The organism is Pseudomonas sp. PDM26 (assembly GCF_019219185.1).
Taxonomy (GTDB): domain Bacteria; phylum Pseudomonadota; class Gammaproteobacteria; order Pseudomonadales; family Pseudomonadaceae; genus Aquipseudomonas.
In genome coordinates this window covers 185,810-203,246 of the sequence record NZ_JAHUWC010000008.1, presented here as the reverse complement: position 1 = coordinate 203,246, position 17,437 = coordinate 185,810, and the positions used below count along the sequence as shown (strand labels likewise).

Below are 17,437 nucleotides of genomic sequence, written 5' to 3'. Positions count from 1 at the left end.
ATGACTCCCCTGTGGGAGCGAGCTTGCTCGCGATTGCGCAAGATCAGTCAACATCAATATTGGATGTGCTGGCCTCATCGCGAGCAAGCTCGCTCCCACAGGGTTTGAGTCAGTTGCCCGTGCCTACCTGGCGTTGTTGCTGGAACCGAAAATATGTAGGAGCGAGCTTGCTCGCGAAGGTCGTAAACGATGACGAGGGCTGCCTGAATGAGCGCGGCGCTCTGACGTCTTTCGCGAGCAAGCTCGCTCCTACACAAGGGCAGCATCAGCCTGGCAGCGTGATCCACACCGCCTTGGTTTCGAGCAGGTACTCGAGCTGCTCGGCGCCCAGGTCCTTGCCGAATCCGGACTGCTTGTAGCCACCGAACGGCATCGACGGATCGAGGGTGCCGTGGGCGTTGACGTAGACCGAGCCTGCTTTCAAGCGTGGAATCAGGCTGTGCACCTTGCCCAGGTCGTTGGAATACAGTGCCGCCGCCAAACCGTAGGGCGAGTCATTGGCCAGGGCCAGTGCCTCTTCCTCGTCGTCGAACGGTGCGGTGACCAGCACCGGGCCGAAGATTTCTTCCTGGACAATGCGCATGTCGTTGCGGCAGTGGGCGAAGATGGTCGGCTCGACGAAGAAGCCAGGGCCATCGACCGGCTGGCCGCCGTAGACCAGTTCGGCGCCTTCGGCCTTGCCGGTTTCGATGTACTCGGTCACGCGCTGCTTTTGCAGGGCCGAAACCAGCGGGCCGATGAAGCAGTCCGGGTCCAGGCCCGGGGCCATTTTCAGGGTGCGCGTGTAGGCGATCAGCTCACGCAGGAATTCGTCGTAGACGCTGCTATGAATATAGGCCCGTGTACCGGCGTCGCATACCTGCCCGGAGTTGAAAAACACGCCGTTGGCGACCGCTTGGGCGGCGGCCGGGATGTCGGCGTCGGCGCAGACGATCACCGGTGATTTACCTCCGAGTTCGAGGGTCAGGCGCTTCATGTCATCCAGCGCTGCACGGCCGACAGTCTGGCCGACCGGGGTCGAGCCGGTGAAGGTCAATTTATCGATGCCGGGGTGGGTGGCCATGGCCGCACCGACCACGCTGCCGCGCCCGGTGACGATGTTGATCACGCCGTCGGGGATGCCCGCTTCCTGCACCAGTTCAGCGAAACGCAGGGCCGACAATGAAGTCAGTTCGGCGGGCTTGACCACCACGGTGCAACCGGTCGCCAGCGCCGCGCCAAGCTTCCAGGCCATGGTCTGCAGCGGGAAGTTCCACGGCACGATAGCGCCGACCACGCCGACCGCTTCCTTGCGGGTATAGGCCAGGTAATTGCCCGGCAGCGAAGGTTCGACGGTACGGCCGTGGAGCTTGGTGGCCCAGCCGGCGAAGTAACGCAGGGTATCGACGGTGCCCTGGATGTCCACGTCCTTGGCGAAGGCAACCGACTTGCCCATGTCGATGGATTCGATTTCCGCCAGCTCCGCGGCGTTCTGCTCGATCAGGTCGGCCAGGCGTTGCATCATGCGCTCGCGCTCGGCCGGTTTGGCCTGGCGCCAGGCGCCGCCGTCGAACTGGGCGCGGGCGGCTTGCACGGCGCGGTCCAGGTCATCGGTAGTGCCCATGGGAATGCGGGTGATCAGGCCTTCGGTCGACGGCTCGATAACATCGGAGGTTTCGCCGTTGCTGGCTTCGACCCAGGCGCCACCGATGAACATCTTCTGGACCTTGCTGAGGAAGGTCTGGGTGGCTTCGCTGACGCCGAATTTTTGCAGGTAACTTTTGACGATCGTGTCCATTTTTGTTCTCTCCGCCCGGCAGTCAGGTCCTGCCGGGCTTTAGTGGTTTCGATGATCAGGCTGGCGTGGCTTCGCTCTCGGCGGCGGCCCGCACCTTGCCACGCTCGTGGAAGATGAAACCGATGCTGTTGAGCAGCAGTTGCGCGGCGAGGATCGAGGTCATGCCGGTCGGGTCGTACACCGGCGCCACTTCCACCAGGTCCATGCCGACGATGTTGCCTTTGCTGCGCTTGGCCAGGGCCTGGATGATTTCCAGCACTTCGTAGTAGAGGAAGCCGCCGTGGCTTGGGGTGCCGGTGCCCGGGGCGATGGACGGGTCGAAACCGTCGATGTCGATGGTGATGTAGTAGTTGATGTTCTGCGGGATCAGTGCCAGCACACCCTCGACGCCAAGGCGACGCACGTCACGCACCGAGAGGATTTTCGAGCCGGCTTCATGGGCTGCTTCGTAGTCGTCGCGGTTGGACGACGACACGTTGCGGATGCCCATCTGGGTCATGCCGACAATGTGGTTCATTTCGGATGCGCGGCGCAGCGGGTTGCCGTGGCCGTAGCGCACACCGTGGCGTTCGTCGACGAAATCCAGGTGCGCATCGAAGTGAATGATGTGGATCGGGCCGCGGCCTTCGAAGGCCTTGATCACTGGCGCGTGTACCGAGTGATCGCCGCCGAGCACCACCGGCATCACGCCGGCATCGAGGATCTTGCGCACGGCGTATTCGGTGTTCCTGTTGCTGGTGACCATGTCGGTGTGGACGATGTCGGCATCACCGACGTCGACCATGCGCACGTCCGATGCGGTGAGGTACATCACGTCATCTTCGTGGTCATAGGCGCCGGCGTGGCCGAAGGAAAACAGCGTCGATGCTTCGCGAATCCCGCGTGGTCCGAAGCGTGCGCCGGAGCGCCACTGGGTGCCCATGTCGTTGGGCACACCCAGCACCGCGACGTCGGCATCCAGGGCATCCCAATCGGTACACACCGGGGATTTGCCAAAGGTGCAATGACCCACGAATGGCAGGTTCAGGCGACCGGATTCATAACCGTTGTTCGACATTTCTAGCCTCTCCACTTCTTGTTATCGGCTTGACGGACTGCAAGGCGACCGCCGTTGGAAAGACTATGGGCGCAGGTTTTCGTGGAAAAAATGCTAAACATCAGATACTCATATCGGCATTCCCGATGCATCCACAGGCCGGAGGTCCAAGATGATCCAGCTGCACGATGTCGACCTGAAACTGCTCAGGGTGTTTGCCACGATCGTCCGCTGCGGCGGCTTTTCCGCTGCGCAAGCCGCGTTGAACGCCGGGCAGTCGACCATCAGCGAACAGATGACCCATCTGGAAACCCGCCTGGGGGTAAAGCTCTGCCAGCGCGGGCGCAGCGGCTTTCGCCTGACCGAACAAGGGGTGGCCATCCATGAAGCCACCCAGCGCCTGCTGTCGGCGGTGGAAAACTTCTGCATGGACGCCGACGTACTCAAACAGCACATCAGCGGCAAGCTCAACCTGGGGATCATCGACACCACGATTACCGACCCGGATTCGCCGATTCCACGCACCACCCAGCGCTTCGTCTCCCGCGGGCATGACGTGCACCTGAACGTGTATGTCGGTACCCCGGCAGAGCTCGAAGAGCGGGTGCTCGACGGTCGCCTTCATCTCGCCATCGGGCACTTCCCGATCCATGTGCCGGGGCTGCTGCAATCGCCGCTGTACCAGGAAGCCCTGGGCTTGTATTGCGGGCGGCGTCACCCGTTGTATGGCAGCCACGCAGAAGGTGAGGAGCTGCTCGAAGAAGTCGCTGCTGGGCGCATCGTCGTACGCGGCTACATGCAGCAATACGACCTCGAACACCTGGGCGTGAGCAAGGCGGCCGCCACCGTGGACAATATCGAAGCCACCGCGATCCTGATCATTTCCGGTGCCTACCTGGGTTTTCTGCCTGAGCACTTCGCCGCCCAATGGGTCAAGAGCGGCGAGATGCACCAGTTGGCACCCGCGAGCCTGCGTCTGAAATCGCCGTTCGACGTGATCACCCGGCGCGGTACGGCACCGCCACCGATCCTCCAGGCGTTCCTTGAAGACCTGGCCGCCAGCGCCCGTAAAACCGGTCAGCCGTAATGTGACACTCGCCAAATTCAAATTTTGCCGGGCATACTGATTTGGTTCGCCAACCTTGCAGGCCCGTCATGCGCATCCACGTCACTTTCATCGACCGCGTCGGAATCACCCAGGAAGTGCTGGCCCTGCTCGGTGGACGCAGTTTCAATCTGGACGCTGTGGAGATGGTGCCGCCCAATGTCTACATCGATGCGCCGACCCTCGGCGCCGAGGTGCTGGAGGAGTTGCGCGAGGCGCTTTTCGATGTGCGCGGCGTGCAAGCGGTGACCATGGTCGACATCCTTCCGGGGCAACGCCGGCGTCTGCAACTGGACGCATTGCTGGCAGCCAGTTCCGACCCGGTGCTGGCGGTGGATGACCGCGGCCATGTGCTGCTGGCCAACCCGGCGCTGATCGCCCTCTGCGGCCGCGAACCGGCCGGTGAATCGTTGACCGCGCTGTTCGACGATGCCGATTTGCAGCGCACCTTGATCGCTCAGCATTTCCGCCTGCCGATGCACGAGGTCAGCCTCGGCGGCCAGACGTTGCTGCTCGACGCGATGCCGATCACCGACGCCGGCGCCCTGCTCACCCTGTATCAACCCAATCGCATCGGTGAACGCCTGTCGGCGCTGCACCATGACCATGCCGAAGGCTTCGATGCGCTGCTCGGTGAATCACCGCCGATACGTGCACTCAAGGCCCGCGCGCAGCGGGTGGCAGCCCTCGATGCGCCGCTGCTGATCCAGGGTGAAACCGGCACCGGCAAGGAGCTGGTGGCCCGCGCCTGTCATGCCATCAGCCCACGGCACGATGCGCCGTTTCTGGCCCTGAACTGCGCGGCACTGCCGGAGAGTCTCGCCGAAAGCGAGCTGTTCGGCTATGCCCCCGGTGCCTTCACCGGCGCGCAGCGCGGCGGCAAGCTCGGCCTGCTGGAGCTGGCGGATCAGGGCACGGTGTTCCTCGATGAAGTGGGGGAAATGTCGCCGTACCTGCAAGCCAAATTGCTGCGCTTTTTGAGCGATGGCTGCTTCCGCCGGGTCGGTGGCGACAAGGAAGTCCGGGTCAATGTGCGGGTGCTCAGCGCCACCCACCGCGACCTGGAAAAAATGGTCGCCGAAGGGCGTTTTCGCGAGGACCTGTTCTACCGCCTCAACGTGCTCAATCTGCAAGTGCCACCGCTGCGCGAGCGCGGTCACGACATCCTGCTGATGGCCAATCACTTCATGCAACAGGCCTGCGCGCAGATCCAGCGGCCGGCGTGTCGTTTGGCACCGAGCACCTTCAGCGCCCTGCTCGGCAACCGCTGGCCGGGCAACGTGCGGCAACTGCAAAACGTGATCTTTCGCGCGGCGGCGATTTGCGAAAACCCGCTGGTGGACATCGACGACCTGGATATTGCGCGCACGGCGGTAGAGCGGCAAAACGACGGCGAAGTCGGCAGCCTGGAAGAGGCGGTTGGTGACTTTGAGAAGAACCTGCTGGAACAGCTTTATCGCAGTTATCCGTCCAGTCGATTGCTGGCGGCGCGGTTGCAGACGTCCCATAGCGCGATAGCGATTCGCTTGCGCAAATACGGGATCCCCAACAAGGCCTGATGCCGTTGCACGGCTCTTTGTAGGAGCTGCCGAAGGCTGCGATCTTTTGATCTTGATTTTCAGCGATCTTGATCGGATCAAGATCAAGATCAAGATCAAGATCAAAAGATCGCAGCCTTCGGCAGCTCCTACCCCCATGCGTGACGTCAGCGTCTTTAAATCGATACAGCGTAGCGAAATCAAGACAAAACCTTTCCCACCCCACATTTACGGCGTCTGCGCCCACAGCCCTGCTTGTCCGTACTGATTTCAATACGGATGAAATCTCTCGCACTTCACAAAATCACGCCAAACAATTGATTTAAAACAACTAATCAACCTTGGCACCGCCCTTGCTATCACTCCTGCAACCCCGCTCGTCGCCCCGCCACGAGCCTTAAAACAATATGGAGTTGATATGAGCGAATTGCGTTTCACCGTCGAACACGAATGGTTGCGCCTTGAGAGCAATGGCCTGGTCACCGTCGGCATCACCGCGTTTGCCCAGCAGGCGCTGGGGGATGTGGTGTTCGTTCAGGTGCCTGAACTGGGCGCTTTCGACGCAGGCGCTGAAGTGTCGGTACTGGAATCGGTGAAAGCCGCCAGCAGTATCGGCATGCCGCTGGACGGTGAAGTGGTCGAGATCAACACGACACTGGAGAGCACCCCGGAACTGGTCAACGAAGACCCATTGGGCGAAGGCTGGTTCTTTCGCTTCAAACCGGTCGATGCCCTGGCGCTGGGCGATCTTCTGGATCAAGACGCCTATGAACGCCTGACCGCAGAACACGCCGACGCTTGAAGCCCCCGAATCCGAAAAAGGACCACACCATGTTCAGCAAGCACGACCAGATCCAAGGCTACGACGACGAACTGCTGGCGGCGATGAACGCCGAGGATGCGCGGCAGGAACACCACATCGAACTGATCGCCTCGGAAAACTACACCAGCCAGCGGGTGATGGAGGCACAAGGCAGCGGCCTGACCAACAAGTACGCCGAAGGCTATCCGGGCAAGCGTTACTACGGCGGCTGCGAGCACGTCGATGTGGTCGAGCAGCTGGCCATCGACCGCGCCAGGCAACTGTTCGGCGCCGACTACGCCAACGTCCAGCCGCACTCCGGCAGCCAGGCCAACGCGGCGGTGTATCTGGCCCTGCTGCAAGCCGGCGACACCGTGCTGGGCATGAGCCTGGCCCATGGCGGCCACCTGACCCACGGCGCCAAGGTGAGCTTTTCCGGCAAGCTGTACAACGCCGTGCAGTACGGCATAGACACCAGCACCGGTCTGATCGATTACGACGAAGTCGAGCGCCTGGCCGTCGAGCACCAGCCGAAGATGATCATCGCCGGGTTCTCGGCCTATTCGAAGACCCTGGACTTCCCGCGTTTGCGCCAGATCGCCGACAAGGTTGGCGCGTACTTCTTCGTCGACATGGCCCACGTCGCCGGCCTGGTGGCGACCGGTTTGTACCCGAACCCGCTGCCCTACGCCGACGTGGTCACCACCACCACCCACAAGACCCTGCGCGGCCCCCGTGGCGGTCTGATTCTGGCCAAGGCCAACCCGGAGCTGGAGAAGAAGCTCAATGCCGCGGTATTCCCCGGCGGTCAGGGTGGCCCGCTGATGCACGTGATCGCCGCCAAGGCCGTGTGCTTCAAGGAAGCGCTGGAGCCGGCGTTCAAGACCTATCAGGCGCAGGTGATTCGTAACGCCCAGGCCATGGCGCAGGTGTTTATCGAGCGCGGTTATGACGTGGTGTCCGGCGGTACCGACAACCATCTGTTCCTGGTCAGCCTGATCCGCCAGGGCCTCACCGGCAAGGACGCCGACGCGGCCCTCGGCCGTGCCGGCATCACCGTGAACAAGAACGCCGTGCCCAACGATCCGCAATCGCCCTTCGTGACCTCCGGCCTGCGCATCGGCACGCCGGCGATCACCAGCCGTGGTTTCAAGGAAGCGCAAAGCATCGCGTTGGCGGGCTGGATCTGCGACATCCTCGATCACCTGGGCGATGCCGATATCGAAGCCAATGTCGCACGTCAGGCGGCTGCCCTGTGCGCCGACTTCCCGGTCTACCGCGACTGAGCACACCACACTCCCCCCTGTAGGAGCGAGCTTGCTCGCGATGGTCGCCAACGATCACGCGCGCATTCAGGATAAACGCGGTGCCTTTGGGTTCTTCGCGAGCAAGCTCGCTCCTACAGGTTCTATGCACAAGGAAATAACGATGAATGCCATTGTCGAATCGACCGGCAAAAGTCCGGTCAAAGTAGAGGTCGGCACCAAACTGCGCGGCGCGGAAAAGGTTGCGCGGATTCCGGTGAAGATCATTCCCACGGATGAATTCCCGCGCAAACCCGACTGGATTCGCGTGCGCATGCCGATCTCTCCCGAGGTCGACCGCATTAAGCAACTGCTGCGCAAGCACAAACTGCACAGCGTCTGCGAAGAAGCTTCGTGCCCGAATCTCGGCGAGTGTTTTTCCGGTGGCACCGCGACCTTCATGATCATGGGTGACATCTGCACCCGCCGCTGTCCGTTCTGCGATGTCGGCCATGGCCGGCCCAAACCGCTGGACGCCAACGAGCCGATGAACCTGGCCGTGGCCATCGCCGAACTGCGCCTGAAGTACGTAGTGATCACCTCGGTGGACCGCGACGATTTGCGCGACGGCGGCGCCCAACACTTTGTCGATTGCCTGCGGGAGATCCGCAAGCTGTCGCCCGGCGTGCAACTGGAAACCCTGGTGCCGGATTATCGTGGACGCATGGACGTGGCCCTGGCGATCACCGCCCATGAGCCACCGGATGTGTTCAACCACAACCTGGAAACCGTACCGCGTCTGTACAAGGCCGCGCGGCCGGGCTCGGACTTCGAGTGGTCGCTGGACCTGCTGCAGAAATTCAAGCAAGCGGTGCCCCATGTGCCGACCAAATCCGGCCTGATGCTGGGCCTTGGCGAAACCGACGAGGAAGTCATCGAGGTCATGCAACGCATGCGCGAGCACGACATCGACATGCTGACCCTCGGCCAATACCTGCAACCCTCGCGCAGTCACTTGCCGGTGCAGCGTTTCGTGCACCCGGACACCTTTGCCTGGTTCGCCGAGGAAGGTACGCGCATGGGTTTCAGGAACGTGGCGTCCGGGCCGCTGGTGCGTTCGTCCTATCACGCCGATCAACAACTTCATGGAGGTACGGACGGTTTCAAGCCATGATGGAATGACTGGTCATGCATGGAGCCGTCTCCGATGTTTCGTTCACCCTGCCTGTTGTTGCTGTGCCTGAGTCTTGCCACGCCGTGCATGGCCGACGAATCGAAACCCGGGCACATGGTGAATGTGCGCGGCGTCGACCCGGGCATCGAGCAGGACATCCGCTACGCCAGCGCGCACAACTTCACCGGGCATCCGCTCGACGGCTACCAGGCGGCGGAGTGTCTGCTGTCGCAGGACGCTGCGAAGGCATTGGCCCGAGTGCAAAGCGCACTGCAAGCCGAAGGCTACGGCTTGAAGGTATTCGACTGCTATCGCCCGACCCGCGCGGTGGCGGACATGGGCCGTTTCGCCAGCGAACCCGGCGACCCGCTCAAGACCGAGTTCTATCCACGGGTCGACAAGCAAGACTTCTGGCGCCTGGGTTATGTCGCCCGGGTGTCCAATCATTCCCGAGGCAACACTGTCGACCTGACCCTGACCGGCCCCGACGCCCTGCCTGCCGATACCTGGACGCCTTCCGTCAAACCGGTGGATTGCACGGCGCCTTACGGCGAGCGCTGGCACGACGGCGCGCTCGACATGGGCACCGGTTTCGATTGCTTCGATGAGCGGGCGCACACCAACTCGGCGCTGATCAACGCCACGGCCAAAGCCAATCGCCAGCGCCTGACCAGTGCCATGGCCAAGGAAGGCTTCGTGGGTTATTCGGCCGAGTGGTGGCACTTCACGTACAGCGGGAATCCGCCGAAGCCGGACGTCATGGACTTCCCCATCACGCCGCTTGCACCATGAACATTCTGCTCAAGGCCCTGTTGATGGCGTTTTTTCCGCTGGCCGCAATGGCCCAGGGACTCGATGGCAGCGATCAACTGATCGTGGTCACCAGTAAAGGCTGGGATGACATCCAGGCCACTGCCCAGCGCTATGAACGGCACAGGCAGACCTTCCAGAAATTCGAAGCGCCCTTTGCAGTAGTGCTCGGCAAGAACGGCATGGGCTGGGGCAAGGGGCTGCTTGATATCGGGCAGCCTGAAGGGCCGGTCAAACAGGAAGGCGACGGCAAGGCACCGGCTGGAATGTTCAAGCTGGGCACGGCGTTCGGCTACGCGCCTTCGGCCGACACCCGCCTGCCGTATCTAGCGTTGACGCCGACCATCGAATGCGTGGATGACAGCCAGTCCACGCGTTACAACGAATTGGTCGACGGAGCAGTGGTCGATAAAGGCTGGAACAGCTCCGAACGGATGCGCCGCTCGGATGAGCTGTACCGCCAAGGCATCGTCATCCAGCACAACACCCCGGCCACGCCCGCTGCCGGCTCATGCATTTTCTTCCATATCTGGCGCGGCCCCAGTGCACCGACCCGTGGTTGTACAGCCATGGATCCGGCGAACATCGCGCAACTGTTCGACTGGCTGGACCCGGGCAAATCTCCGGTGCTGGTGCAACTGCCCGAAGCGCAGTACGAACAGTTGCGTGAGCGCTGGAAACTACCAAAGCGCTAGTCAACGCTGAACCCTGTGGCGAGGGAGCTTGCTCCCGTTGGACTGCGCAGCAGGCCCATCTTTTAGGGCCGTTTCGCGCCCCAACGGGAGCAAGCTCCCTCGCCACAAGAGCTCATCGTTCTCTCTGATTAACCCCGCTCAACCGCCACCGCACTCATCGACGGCTTGGCCAGCGCGTAATAGATCACACCCGGCACCAGCAGCCCGACGATCCAGGAAATATCCACCCCGCCCAGTTGCGCAACCATCGGCCCGGAGTAGAAATGGGTATCGACAAAGGGCAACTGGATCAACACGCCGATCACATAGACGCTGATCCCCAGGACATTCCAGCGACCGTAGCGCCCAGCCGGGTCGGACAGCGCCGGGATGTCGTAACGCTCCTTGTTGATGAAGTAGTAATCCACCAGGTTGATCGCGCTCCACGGGGTGAAGAACGTCAGCAAAAACAGGATGAAGTACTTGAACGAGCTGAGGAACGAGTACTGCCCCAGCAATGCCAGCGTGGTGGATGCCGCGACAATCAGCAGCACGAACAGCATGCGCTGGCGGGCGGTGACTTCCAGGCACCGACGAAAGCCACTGATGATGGTGGCGATGCACATGAAACTGCCGTAGGCGTTGAGGGTGGACACCGTGACCTTGCCGAAGACAATGCTCAGGTACAGCAAGGACGCAATCACCCCGGTGCTGCCCAGGCCGACAATGGTCGCCACTTCGTGCCCACGGAAATTCGCCCCGGCCAGTGCGGCGGCGAATACCCCCAGCACCATCGAAGTCTGCGCTCCCAACACCGTGCCGAGACCGACAGCGGCGAAGGTTTTCCACGACGAAGTCTTGCTCGGCAGGTAGCGCGAGTAGTCCGCCACATAGGGGCCGAAGGCGATCTGCCAGGACGCCGAGAGCGACACTGCCAGCAGGAAAGTGCTCCAGCCGAAATGACGATTGTCGAGCAGCAGGCCGATGTCGTTGAGGGTCATCAACCGGGTGAACAGGTAGGCGAAGGCGATGATGCCCAGCACGCTGGCCACCCGCCCGACCAGGTGAATCACCCGATAACCGAAGATCGTCAGGAACGCGATGCACGCCGCGAAAATCAGGATGCCGGCGCTGTCGCTGACACTGATCAACTGCGCGATCGCCTGCCCCGACAGCACCGCACCGGTCGCGCTGAAACCGAGGTACATCAGGCACACCAGGACAATCGGAATCGCCGCGCCATACACCCCGAACTGCACTCGGCTGGAGATCATCTGCGGCAGCCCGAGCTTCGGCCCTTGCGCTGCGTGCAACGCCACCACGGCACCGCCGAGCACTTGCCCGATCAGCAAGCCGATCAACGACCAGAACACATCGCCGCCCAGCACCACGGCCAGGGCGCCGGTGACGATAGCGGTGATTTGCAGGTTGGCACCAAGCCACAGGGTGAACTGGCTGTAGAGACTGCCGTGACGCTCAGCCTCGGGAATGAAATCAATCGAGCGGGTCTCGATCAGGGGACTTCGTTGCGCACTCATGACGATGTTTCCTTTGAGGAACTGTTTTTGTTGTCGGGGATGAACTTAGAAGCTTTTGGTGGCGCTTGCAACGACCGTGGCCGAGCACAGATCGTCATAGCCATACCAGCCACTGCACTCGCTTTTCGTCAGGTCGGTGTCGACATAGCTCAGCCCCCAAGTCACGCCGACAAAGTCGCGGGTCAGCTTGGCTTCCCACTCGTAGTAAGACTCACGGCTATCGCCACTGGCGGACCAGAACGCGGGGTCATTCACATCGTTGCGCCCAAAGCGCAGGTCCAGGCCGACTTCGGCCGGCAAATCGATTTTGTAGCCCAAGTAGGTGTAAAGGGTGTCCTGGTCCTCGCCGAAAAAGTTCGGCGTGTCCTTGGAGTAATAGGCACCCAGCTTCACGCCGTACAGGTCAAGGACGGCATAGACCTCGCTGAGGTTGAATTCGGAATTTTTCGGGTAGTCGTACTTGATGTAGCCCAGGTCCAGGCTGATGGCGTCGGTCGCCTGCCAGTAATAACCCGCGTAGTACTCAAGCTCCTGCCGGGTATCGAAGCCGCCACCGAAATCCACGTTGGAAGTCCAGGCACCGATGTACAGCCCGCTGCTGTGCAGCAGCGTTGCGCCGCCCTGCACCGCCGGATCGCCCAGTGTTTGCGAGATGCCGCGGGTGCGGTAGTCGCTGACGATGCCCAGGGTCATGTCCAGGCTGAAATCATCGTTGAGGGCCAGGGCCTGGCTGGTCAGGGGGGCCAGTGCCAGTGCGGCGAGGGTCAATGCTGAAAGTGCGTTCATACAGTTCTCTTGTTGTTATGGCGTACGGGGAATTTCAGGCATGGCGATGCCACACCCCTCGCGTTACGAGGGGCTGGCAGTTGGTTACGTGTGTCGGGTTTACGCAGGTCAGGACGCGGGGGCGTAGACCTGCTTGCCGGCGAAGAAGGTGTTCAGGACTTTGGTTTCGAACAGGTCGTCATCGCTGACCTTGAACACGTCGCGGTCGAGGATGATCAGGTCAGCCTGTTTGCCCGGTGCCAGCGAACCTATCTGCTGCTCCAGGCGCAGGGTTTTCGCCGCATTGAGGGTGTAGGCGTAGAACATGGTCTGGCGGTCGATGCTTTCCTTGGCATTGAGTACGCCCAACGGCCCCTTGCGCGTGCTGGCCTGGGCAATGGCGTTGAACGGGTTGGCGCTCGACACCGGCCAGTCGCTGCCACCGGCAATCGTCGCGCCGGCGTTATGCAAGGACCGTGCGGGATACTGGTAACCGTAGGCAAAGGCGCTGATGTAAGGCTTGACCAGTTCGACGGTATAGGACTCGCCGGTGGCCCACAGCAGTTGCATCGAGGCGATCACGCCCAGTTCTTTGAAGCGTGGAAACTCCTTGGGGTTGACCAGTTGCAGGTGCGCGATGCTGTGGGGCACGGGCGTCGGGCTGAGCTTGCGCGCATACGCCACGCCATTGAGCGCTTCACGCACCGCGCGGTCGCCGACGGCATGCATGTGCACGATCCAGCCACGTTTTTCCGCCGCCACCACCAGTTCGCCGAAGTGCGCCGGGTCGGTCAGCAACTGACCATTTTTATGGCTGTTCTTGAACGGCACGATGACCGCAGCGGTCTGCCCCGGGAATTCGAGAATGCCGTCGACAAACACCTTGATGCCGGGGAACGTCAGGTTGGGCACGCCCTCGAACTGCTTCATCACCGTGGCGATCACCTCCAGGTCGGCAGGTTTGCTCTTCGGGTTGGTGACCATCAACGCGGCGACGTGGGCGCTGAGTTCGCCGTTCTGCGCCAGTTCCTTGTACAGCGGCAGCACGCCGACACTTTCTGCGGTGGCATGGAAATCGAACAGCGAATCTTCACTGCCGCCGTTCGCCGCCGCATCCATCCAGGCGGTGACGCCGAATTGATTGTTGATCTTCACCGCCTCGCGAGCGGCCTTGAGCATGGCCTCCGGGCTTGGCGCCGGAATACCGTTGCGCACCACGTCCCAGCGGGATTCGGCAAAGTAGCCGTTCGGTGTGAAGTCCGCTTCATGGCCGATGTAACCGCGTTCTTTCTCCGGCAGGCTTTTCACCAGTGCCGCGTCAATGTTCAAGCGCTTGAGCATCGCGTTGTTGGCCCAACCGGTGTGGCCGTCGATGCCGCTGAAAACGATGGGCTGATCGGCCCAACGTCCCTGGTTGAACAGCTTGCCCAGTTCACGGCTCTTCTCCCAGTAGGCCGAACTGACCCCGGCCACGCTGATCACATCACCGGCCCGGGCACGTCCGGCCTTGTCTTCTTCGATCAACCATTGCTCCAGTTCCGGCAAGGGTTTGACCTCGTCCAGCAGGTTGGCCTTCATGCTGTCGAACGCCGCCACCACCGGGTGGCTGTGGGTGTCGATCATGCCTGGCATCAACACCTTGCCCGCCAGGTCGATGCGCTGGGTCTTGGCATCGGCCAGTGCATTGATTTCGGCATCGCTGCCCACTTTCAGAATCTTGCCGTCTTGCACCGCAACCGCCTGCACCAGCGCCTGGCCGGGTTCGGCAGTAAAGACCTTGCCGTTGAACAACACAAGGTCGGCGGCGGCCATCGCTTGTACCGAGGACAAAGCCAGCGCGGCGGCTAACAGGTTTGGAATGAATCGCATCGGAACGCTCTCTGGTTTTTATTGGACGGATCGGGAAGTGACGACTTGGGAAGCAACCTGCGGCGCCAGCCCAAGGAACGGCGCCTTGGCCCACACGACCTTGCCGCCGACCAGCGTCAGCAGCACGTCATTGCGGCCCAGTTCCTCCTCGGGCACCTGCATGAAGTTCTTGTCGAGCACGATCAGGTCAGCGAACTTGCCGACTTCGACCGAACCCAGCACCGCATCCAGCTTCAGCTGTTCGGCGGAACTGAGGGTTATGCTGCGCAGCGCTTCGGCTCGCGACAGCGCCGGATCGGCGTTGAGTCGCCCGGCATACTTGGGGCCATAGCTGTGCGGATTGGTGGGGTCGCCGGAACGGGTGACACCGACTTTCAGCGCCAGGAATTCATCCAGCGGATCGACCGGCCAATCGCTGCCAAACGCTACTCGGCCGCCGGCCTGGGCGATGCTGCCCGAGGGTTCCATGCGCGCAAAACGCGCGGCGCCAAGGTGATCACTGGTGCCATCGACCGTGGACGGTGCTTGCTGGGCCCACTGGAACGACATGGTGGCCGTGACGTCCAGTGCCTTGAAGCGTGAGTAGTCGGCAGGATCGACCGACTCGGCGTGAGCGATGGCCGGGCGGAAGTCCTGACCGGGCAGCGCCTTGCGCACGTAGGCGACGCTGTCCAGTGCATCGCGTACCGCACGCTCACCGGTGGCGTGCAGGTGCGGATCGAGACCGGCCTTGACCGCTTGCAGCAACAGCGGATTGAGCACTTGCGGCGGGAAGTACAGTTCGCCCAGGTTCTTGCCCGGGGTCCATTTCGGCGCCTGGTCGGTACCGCTGTTGTGCAGGTACGGGGTCAACATGGCGCCGGTGTCCGCCGGGGCATTGATGATGCCGTCCATGAACAGTTTGACGTGGCGCATGCTCACGCCCGGTGCGACGTTCACTTCGCCCTGGTCGTAGGTGCTGGCCAGGGCCTTGGCCTCGGCGATGGTTTTCACCGGGTCAGCAGCAGCGGCGGCCGGGTCCAGTTTGATCGCCAGCAAGGCCCGGGCGGTCAACTCGCCGGACTGTTGCAAGCGGGTGAAGGCCTTGCCGTTTTCAGGTCCCGACAGCGCATCGAAGAAACTGGTGATGCCTTGCTGGCGCATGGCGTCGAGGGCCGCCCGGATCTGGTTGAGTTTTTCCGCGTCGGTCGCCGCCGGCACCACGGTGGCCAATGATTCGGCGGCGCCGTCTTCACAGATGCCGTTCGGGTTGCCGGCGCTGTCGCGTCGGTATTTGCCGTCTTCGGGGTCGGCGGTGTTCTTGTTGATGCCGGCCAGCTCCAGGCCGCGAGAGTTGGTCAGCACGGTGTGGAAATCGGTGGAGCGCACCTGGATCGGACGCTGGGTCTTGAGTGCATCCAGGGTCGATTTGTCGGCGTCGCCATCGAGCCCGGTCATGCCGATGCGATCCCAACTGCCCACTTCCAGCCACACATCCGGCCCCTTGTCCTTGTCGGCATCGAGGCAGGCCTGGATGCTCGCCTGAAATTGCGCGCGGGTCAGGGTCTGGTATTTCAGGTCGCACAAGGTCATGGCCCGACCACCATCCCCGGGGTGCATGTGCGCATCGACGAAGCCCGGCATCAGCATGCGCCCGGCCAGGTCGATCAGTTGTGTTTGCTTGCCGATGTAGGCGTCGATCCCGGCATCGCTGCCGACATAGACAATCTTGCCGCCCGAAATGGCAATGGTCTGCTGCACGGAATTCTGGTCATCGACGGTGTAGACGTAGCCATTGCGCATGACCGTGTCGGCGGGTGTCGCCGCCAACGCCATGCAGGAAAACGCCGTTGTCGCCGCAACGGCGATGAACAACCTGGAAAGTCTCAAATGCCTCACCCCTGTTCTTATTGTTTTGAAGCGGCCCGAAGCGATTGCGCCAGCCCCTGATAGACAGGGCCTACCCTATAGGGCGCAGCGTTCGAATGGACCTCTGCAAATGAGGAGGGGTCAGGCAAATAGTTGAAACGGCTGGGTTAATCCCGGCGCACGGACTCCGTCAAGGCATTGGGTGAACGCAGGACAGAACCCAGTTCCACCTTGCTTTTCACACCGAGCTGCAAGTAGCAGTTACGCAAATAGGTGCGCACGGTCGCGGGGCTCAGGGCGAGGATTTTGGCGATTTCCTTGTAGGAGTGGCCGGCAGCGAACAGCATCGCTGCGGTGCGTTCTCGTGGTGCCAGGCCATCTCCGCCTGATGGCGCATCGAGGGAAAGGATGACGTGTTCGGCGTTGGGGCTCAGGGTCAGGGCGCAGCGGCCCAGGCGGATCACGCAGGGCGCCTTCGGCAGTTGCGCGATCACCTCGCCCGGCAGCATTGAACCGCTCCAGCCGGGTAATTCGCATTGAATGGCGGCGCACAACCTGGCACCTACATACAGCAGACTGCCGTCCATGCGCGCCACGCCAAAATCACTCGCGCCGTTTTCACTATCGAAGCGAATCATGTCCTGAACCTGGAACCGCCACAGCTGGAACAGGTGATCGCAGAATGCCGAAAACAGCTCGGCTTCGTTCTCCTCGAACGCCTGCTCATCCAGGCCACGGTAGAGACAGACGAAAAACATCAGGCCGCTTTCGGGCAGCTCGTAGGTGATGCTCATCAAGTGGTAGAGATCATAGCGCCGGGCGAAATCGTTGACCGCCTCGCACGGGTCGTTGAACCCGTTGTCGCGCACCACCTCGCCGGGGCGGGTCAGCGTGGCATGGGAGAACTGATCGTTTGCCGCCACCGGATGCCACTCGGCGGCAAAGGATTCGGGGAGATTGATGCTGCCGTGCATCCAGCTCTGGGGAGTAACATCAGGACCCGGCGTAGACATCTCGCCCCACCAGGCCGACGCGAAGGGCACCAGTTGACCGAATGCCTGCAGGCCATCGGCGATGAATCGCGACGCCCCGCTCTCCCGCGCCAGCCGGCCAAGGTGCAATACGCAATGATTGAACGCCTTCAGCGTGGCCAGCGACGTATCGTCGATATTCTTTCCCTCCTCCATCATTGCGATCCCGTTCACTGCATGGCCTGTTGTCTCGACGATGCCATAGGGCCGGGAATGGCGTCCAGTT

General features: G+C 61.9%; 14 protein-coding genes. 7 read left to right on the top strand and 7 right to left on the bottom strand.

Going from position 1 to position 17,437, the window contains the following annotated elements; genetic code table 11:
* Positions 1–265 precede the first annotated feature (265 nt).
* Together KW849_RS17275 and speB are read right to left on the bottom strand one after the other, a co-directional pair.
* Positions 266–1,777: an aldehyde dehydrogenase gene (locus tag KW849_RS17275; protein ID WP_218430517.1), complete on the bottom strand. Its 1,512-nt coding sequence runs from the start codon at positions 1,775–1,777 to the stop codon at positions 266–268.
* A 55-nt stretch (positions 1,778–1,832) separates the two neighbouring features.
* Positions 1,833–2,834: an agmatinase gene (gene speB / locus KW849_RS17270; protein ID WP_218430516.1), complete on the bottom strand. Its 1,002-nt coding sequence runs from the start codon at positions 2,832–2,834 to the stop codon at positions 1,833–1,835.
* Positions 2,835–2,985: 151 nt separating this feature from the next.
* On the opposite strand from speB, the gene KW849_RS17265 reads away from it, so the two are divergent.
* The 7 genes from KW849_RS17265 (at position 2,986) to KW849_RS17235 (ending at position 10,181) form a co-directional block, all read left to right on the top strand.
* Positions 2,986–3,900, top strand: coding sequence for a LysR family transcriptional regulator (locus tag KW849_RS17265; protein WP_008049321.1), 915 nt, complete (start codon positions 2,986–2,988; stop codon positions 3,898–3,900).
* Between the two features lie 68 nt (positions 3,901–3,968).
* Positions 3,969–5,477 (top strand): sigma-54-dependent transcriptional regulator, encoded by a 1,509-nt coding sequence (locus KW849_RS17260; RefSeq protein ID WP_218430515.1) that lies wholly within the window; start codon positions 3,969–3,971, stop codon positions 5,475–5,477.
* 397 nt (positions 5,478–5,874) lie between these two features.
* Positions 5,875–6,258, top strand: coding sequence for a glycine cleavage system protein GcvH (gene gcvH / locus KW849_RS17255; RefSeq protein ID WP_218430514.1), 384 nt, complete (start codon positions 5,875–5,877; stop codon positions 6,256–6,258).
* Positions 6,259–6,287: 29 nt separating this feature from the next.
* On the top strand, positions 6,288–7,544 hold the full coding sequence (gene glyA / locus KW849_RS17250) for a serine hydroxymethyltransferase (protein ID WP_218430513.1): 1,257 nt from the start codon (positions 6,288–6,290) through the stop codon (positions 7,542–7,544).
* A gap of 142 nt (positions 7,545–7,686) precedes the next feature.
* Entirely contained in the window at positions 7,687–8,676 is a 990-nt protein-coding gene (gene lipA, locus KW849_RS17245) for a lipoyl synthase (protein WP_218430512.1), read from the top strand.
* A gap of 33 nt (positions 8,677–8,709) precedes the next feature.
* Entirely contained in the window at positions 8,710–9,468 is a 759-nt protein-coding gene (locus tag KW849_RS17240; RefSeq protein WP_218430511.1) for a M15 family metallopeptidase, read from the top strand.
* Positions 9,465–10,181 (top strand): L,D-transpeptidase, encoded by a 717-nt coding sequence (locus tag KW849_RS17235; RefSeq protein ID WP_218430510.1) that lies wholly within the window; start codon positions 9,465–9,467, stop codon positions 10,179–10,181. Before KW849_RS17240 ends, KW849_RS17235 begins: the two co-directional genes overlap by 4 nt.
* Before the next feature lie 128 nt (positions 10,182–10,309).
* Here the strand turns inward: KW849_RS17235 and KW849_RS17230 are convergent, their stop codons facing one another.
* The 5 genes from KW849_RS17230 to KW849_RS17210 form a co-directional block, all read right to left on the bottom strand.
* Positions 10,310–11,698 carry a cytosine permease gene (locus tag KW849_RS17230; protein WP_218430509.1) on the bottom strand — a complete coding sequence of 463 codons (1,389 nt, stop codon included), beginning with the start codon at positions 11,696–11,698 and terminating at the stop codon, positions 10,310–10,312.
* 45 nt (positions 11,699–11,743) lie between these two features.
* Complete coding sequence (locus KW849_RS17225; protein WP_218430508.1) at positions 11,744–12,484, bottom strand: TorF family putative porin; 741 nt, start codon at positions 12,482–12,484, stop codon at positions 11,744–11,746.
* A gap of 108 nt (positions 12,485–12,592) precedes the next feature.
* A complete protein-coding gene (locus KW849_RS17220) occupies positions 12,593–14,332 on the bottom strand; it encodes an amidohydrolase (protein WP_218430507.1) in 1,740 nt (579 codons plus the stop codon).
* 18 nt (positions 14,333–14,350) lie between these two features.
* Complete coding sequence (locus KW849_RS17215; protein WP_218430633.1) at positions 14,351–16,147, bottom strand: amidohydrolase; 1,797 nt, start codon at positions 16,145–16,147, stop codon at positions 14,351–14,353.
* A gap of 200 nt (positions 16,148–16,347) precedes the next feature.
* Positions 16,348–17,367, bottom strand: coding sequence for a helix-turn-helix transcriptional regulator (locus KW849_RS17210; protein WP_218430632.1), 1,020 nt, complete (start codon positions 17,365–17,367; stop codon positions 16,348–16,350).
* Between the last annotated feature and the right edge of the window lie 70 nt (positions 17,368–17,437).